The 4,242-nt window shown below is 42.7% G+C and carries 3 protein-coding genes and 1 pseudogene; 2 read left to right on the top strand and 2 right to left on the bottom strand.

The features are described from left to right. Nucleotides 1-122 precede the first annotated feature (122 nt). Complete coding sequence (locus QVP40_RS12220; RefSeq protein ID WP_022068671.1) at nt 123-1,016, top strand: hypothetical protein; 894 nt, start codon at nt 123-125, stop codon at nt 1,014-1,016. A 39-nt stretch (nt 1,017-1,055) separates the two neighbouring features. Here QVP40_RS12220 and QVP40_RS12215 read toward each other — a convergent pair whose 3' ends face one another. Together QVP40_RS12215 and QVP40_RS12210 are read right to left on the bottom strand one after the other, a co-directional pair. Continuing rightward, nucleotides 1,056-2,144: a PucR family transcriptional regulator gene (locus QVP40_RS12215; protein WP_022068670.1), complete on the bottom strand. Its 1,089-nt coding sequence runs from the start codon at nt 2,142-2,144 to the stop codon at nt 1,056-1,058. 218 nt (nt 2,145-2,362) lie between these two features. Next, the gene (locus QVP40_RS12210) at nt 2,363-3,394 is read right to left on the bottom strand and encodes a LacI family DNA-binding transcriptional regulator (protein WP_022068669.1); all 1,032 of its coding nucleotides are present in this window, start codon (nt 3,392-3,394) and stop codon (nt 2,363-2,365) included. Between the two features lie 406 nt (nt 3,395-3,800). On the opposite strand from QVP40_RS12210, the pseudogene QVP40_RS12205 reads away from it, so the two are divergent. After that, a pseudogene (locus QVP40_RS12205) lies at nt 3,801-4,242 on the top strand (extracellular solute-binding protein); the annotation flags it as partial.

Below are 4,242 nucleotides of genomic sequence, written 5' to 3'. Positions count from 1 at the left end.
ACAGAAGATAAGGATTCCGGGAGTTTACGGAATAAAATATACAGGCTGATAACATTTCTTAAAATACATAAGACAAAACCCGAAAGCTGATAATATAAGTTACATAAAGAAAGGAATGTCTTATGGAAAGCAATACTATTTTTGATGATGTGTTCCGGACTATGCTGGAAAAGATGCCGCAGCTGGCAGTGCCGCTGATCAATGAAGTCTTTGGCACTTCCTATCCGGAGGATGTTAAAATCATACAAAAGAGAAATGAACATCAGACACAAAACGGCAGGATAATCACAGATTCCCATTTGCTGATTGCAAATCGGATTTACCATATAGAATGTCAGAGTACAGACGATTCTACTATGGTGATCCGAATGATTGAATACGATTTTGCAATCAGCTTGGAACATGTACAGAAGGAAAATGGCAGATATCGGATGTATTTTCCACAGTCGTGCGTACTGTATTTGCGCGGCACAAAAAAGAGAGATACGATATCTGTGGAGATTGTGATGCCAGATGGTAATGCAGTAGAATACACGGTTCCTGTTGTACAGGTGCAGAGGTTTACCTGTGATGATATGATGCAGAAACATCTGCTGTTTTTACTGCCGTACCATGTAATAAAATACGAACAGGAAAAGGAACTGGACACGGACAGCGAAAAATGGAAGGAACTTTTAGATGAGTATGCAAAAATCGAGAAGTATCTGGAGAAAAATTTTCTTGAGAAAGGAAATGAAAAAGCATACCGGGATATGGTTGAGCTGATCATCCGGATCGCAGATTATGTGTTCAGAGACAAAGAAAAAGTAAAGAAAGGATTTGGTGATGTAATGGGCGGAAAGGTATTGGAACTGGAATCAGATAAGCTGATCCAGAGGGGAATTGAACAGGGTCTGGAAAAAGGAATCCAGCAGGGCATTGCCATGGAACGAAAAAATACAGAGCTTGTACGTCGCAAGGCAGAGGAGGAGATTCAACGTTTGAAGAAGCTTTTGGAAGAACAAAATAATAAATAGTGACTGTGAGAAGCACAACAAAGAATCCAGGCCGGAGCATCAGCTCCGGCCGTTTTTATGATAAGTTACATACCCGCTTACCAGCATGGCCAGCTTAAAGGTCAGGGCATCCTCAAAGGTACGGAGATCCAGCCCGAACTTTTTCTGGATTTTCTCAAAGCGGTACACAAGAGTGTTCCGGTGGACATAAAGCTGTCTGGAGGTTTCGGAAAGATTCAGGTTGTTCTCAAAGAAGGTACGGATAATGGCAAGGGTTTCACTGTCCAAAGAATCCAGGGATTCACTGCCAAATACCTCCTGGATAAACATTTCGCACACAGAAACCGGGAGCTGATAGATCAGCCTGCCAATTCCAAGCTTGCGATAGCTGAAAACATTTTTTTCTGAGTAAAAGATCTTTCCGATCTCCATGGCTGTTTTTGCTTCTTTGTAGGCATTGGAAAGCTGGAGGAGATCATCGGCTGTGTTGCTGTAGGAAACCCAGGCCTGGGTCATGGCTTCAGTTCCAAGCATGTCTACCAGCATAAAAGCAATATCTTCCATATCCTCGTCTGATTCTGTAGAGGAAAGCTCCCGGATTACAATGATTCCGGAATCGTCTACAGAGGTAATAAAATCTTTTGTACGGGCGGAAAAGATATTCCGGATAGTGGCAAGAGCGTGTTCGTCTCTGGCCTGGCGGGTTTCCACCAGAAAAACAGCACGTCTGGCAGTGGAAGAGATATGGAGCTTTTTGGCGCGGTTAAAGGCTTCTACTTCCTGATAATTTCCAAGAAGAAGCTTTTGCATAAAAGTGTTTTTGTCATTTTTTTCCGCATAGGCTTCCAGAAGGCTCTGTACCTGGCAGACAGCCAGTTCTCCGATGGTGGGAACGCTGTCACCGCTTCCCCACACAATAAGAATATAGGCAGGCTCTTCTTTATACAGAACTTTATAAAGGCAGCGGCTGGTGTTTGCCATAATAAGAGCGTTGCTTTCCCTGAATTCACTGAGCTTTTTTTCTGAAGGAAGTGAACGGGAGCAGGTAGTCACAAAAACTTCGTTTTCATCAGTGATAAGACAAAAATCAAGACTGCTAATGGTTTTCCAGTCATCCATATATTTCTGTAAGGTTCGCTGTATTGACATGAGATCATCCCTCTTTCTACTGTAGTTATAAATGAAACAAAGCCGGCTCCTATATTTTATCTGCCGGGAAAGTAGTAAATTCTGTACTGGACTTTCTGGTAAAGAATATTGCAGCCTGTATCATAGCTGAAATTTCCTGTAATATAAAATGCTTTGCACAGGATTCAGTGACAAAGCAGGTTACTGTAAACAGAGTGAACAGTAACCAAAGCTGCGGATTATCTTGAAAATCCGGAAGATTCATCCTCTGTCGGGCTATGAGGCGCTGGTCCGGTGGAATTTCGTTCAATCAGCTGAGCGTGAAGATAAATGGTTCCGATAGAAACCTTGTTCATAATACTGTCTATGGCGTAAAAACCACATTTGCCAAGTTCGATACGGTCCTGGCGGATGGTAGTCAGAGGCGGAGAGGTATAGGCGCACAAAGGCAGATCGTCAAAACCGATAATGCTGATATCGCCCGGAACCCTGTAGCCCAGCTGCTGACACTGAACCATAGCGGCGTTGGCAATCTGATCGTGGCTGCAGATAATGGCTGTCATTCCCATGTTCAGAAGCCGGGGCAGATGCTTTTCAATACATTTGGTCACATAGTAAGAAGCGCCTGCATAATCAGGATCAGCCTTCAGTCCGTTTTGCTTCAGCGCGTGGAAAAACGCCTTATGACGCACCTGCATAATATAAGCTCCCAGTGCGCTGCTTAAATACCCGATCTTCCGGTGTCCCAGCTTTTTTAAATGAGACACGGCAAGAGCCATTCCCTCATTATTGTCAATTCCGATAGAGGCAATATAGGGATTGGCGGGAATATAGTTGTCATAAAGAACGGTTGGAGTGTGGCTTGTTTTAAAATCCTCCATCCAGGGATCGTTGAGAGAAAAGCCCAGGACAAAAGCGCCTGCATAATCATTCTGGAGCATAAAAACATCATAGGAGATTTTTTTCTGGAGCTGGAATGTTACAGGAACTACATTTACCACGTATCCTGCCGGTTCTGCCATCTGCCGGAAGCCGATTACAAAATCATATCCGAACTGATGAGGTTCTTCATATTCCATATTTTCGATCAGGATGCAGAAACGTTTTGCATCATTTTTTTGCCGCCGCAGTCTGGTATATCCCATTTCTACTGCAGTATCAAGCACTGTTTTTCGTAAAGTTTCGCTTATATCGGGAGCATTGTTGATTGCTTTGGACACAGTTCCCTTGGAAACGCCAAGTCTGTCAGCGATATCCTGTATTGTTGCCATATGTGTACCTTCCTTTTGCCAGACATATCTGAGATAAAAGAGCAGCTGTGTAAAACCGAAAAGACAGAGCCTTAAAGTGGGAAGAGCAGAGTTTTTTACTGTGCGAAATCCGTTTGTTTTCAATCATGCTCTTTTATCCGGAAATAACTGCTTGATACAGAAAAAGTATCTGGGATGTCTGGATTCTTTGATTCTTATTATATCAAAAATAAAGAAAAATGCAATTCTTTTGACTTCTTTTGTTTCGTAATAAATACCTGTACAGATATAAAGTATAAAAAATGCACAAAAATAATATTGAAAAAATGTGGAAAACAGAGAAAAACATCTGATATATTGACGTTTTTTTCAGGTTGTTGTATATTACAGATAACGAAACATAACGAAACACAAGGAGAAAAGAAAAATGGGAAAGAGAAGAACAGCGCTTCTGATGGCCGGAGTTCTTGCTGCAGTCAGTCTTGCAGGCTGTGGCGGAGCTTCAGGAGAAAAGACCGGAGCAAAGGAAAAGGTACGTCTTATGGTATGGTCTCCTTCTGAGGATCAGTCCAAAGACAGTGGCCAGTGGCTCCAGAACAGCTGTGAGGACTTTGCAGAGCTTCATCCGGAATGGGACATTACGTTTGTGTATGGAATTGCTGACGAGGCAACAGCGGCAAATCAGGTGGCACAGGATCCGGAGGCAAGCGCAGATGTATTTATGTATGCCAACGATACACTGACAATTATGACAGATGCCAATGCACTGGCGAAATTCGGAGGTAAGTACAGAGAAGAAATTGAAAATACAAACTCGGAGGAGGTTCTGGCATCTCTGATTAAAGACGATGAGCTTTATGGAGTTCCTT

The organism is Blautia sp. CAG:257 (assembly GCF_000433815.1).
Taxonomy (GTDB): domain Bacteria; phylum Bacillota; class Clostridia; order Lachnospirales; family Lachnospiraceae; genus Blautia_A; species Blautia_A caecimuris.
Note: the sequence above shows the minus strand (reverse complement) of the source record. Positions and strands in the feature narration are given on the sequence as shown.

Coding starts and splice junctions, on each gene's coding strand:
- QVP40_RS12210 (WP_022068669.1), bottom strand. CDS start 3,394: ATGGCAACAATACAGGATATCGCTGACAGACTTGGCGTTTCCAAGGGA.
- QVP40_RS12215 (WP_022068670.1), bottom strand. CDS start 2,144: ATGTCAATACAGCGAACCTTACAGAAATATATGGATGACTGGAAAACC.
- QVP40_RS12220 (WP_022068671.1), top strand. CDS start 123: ATGGAAAGCAATACTATTTTTGATGATGTGTTCCGGACTATGCTGGAA.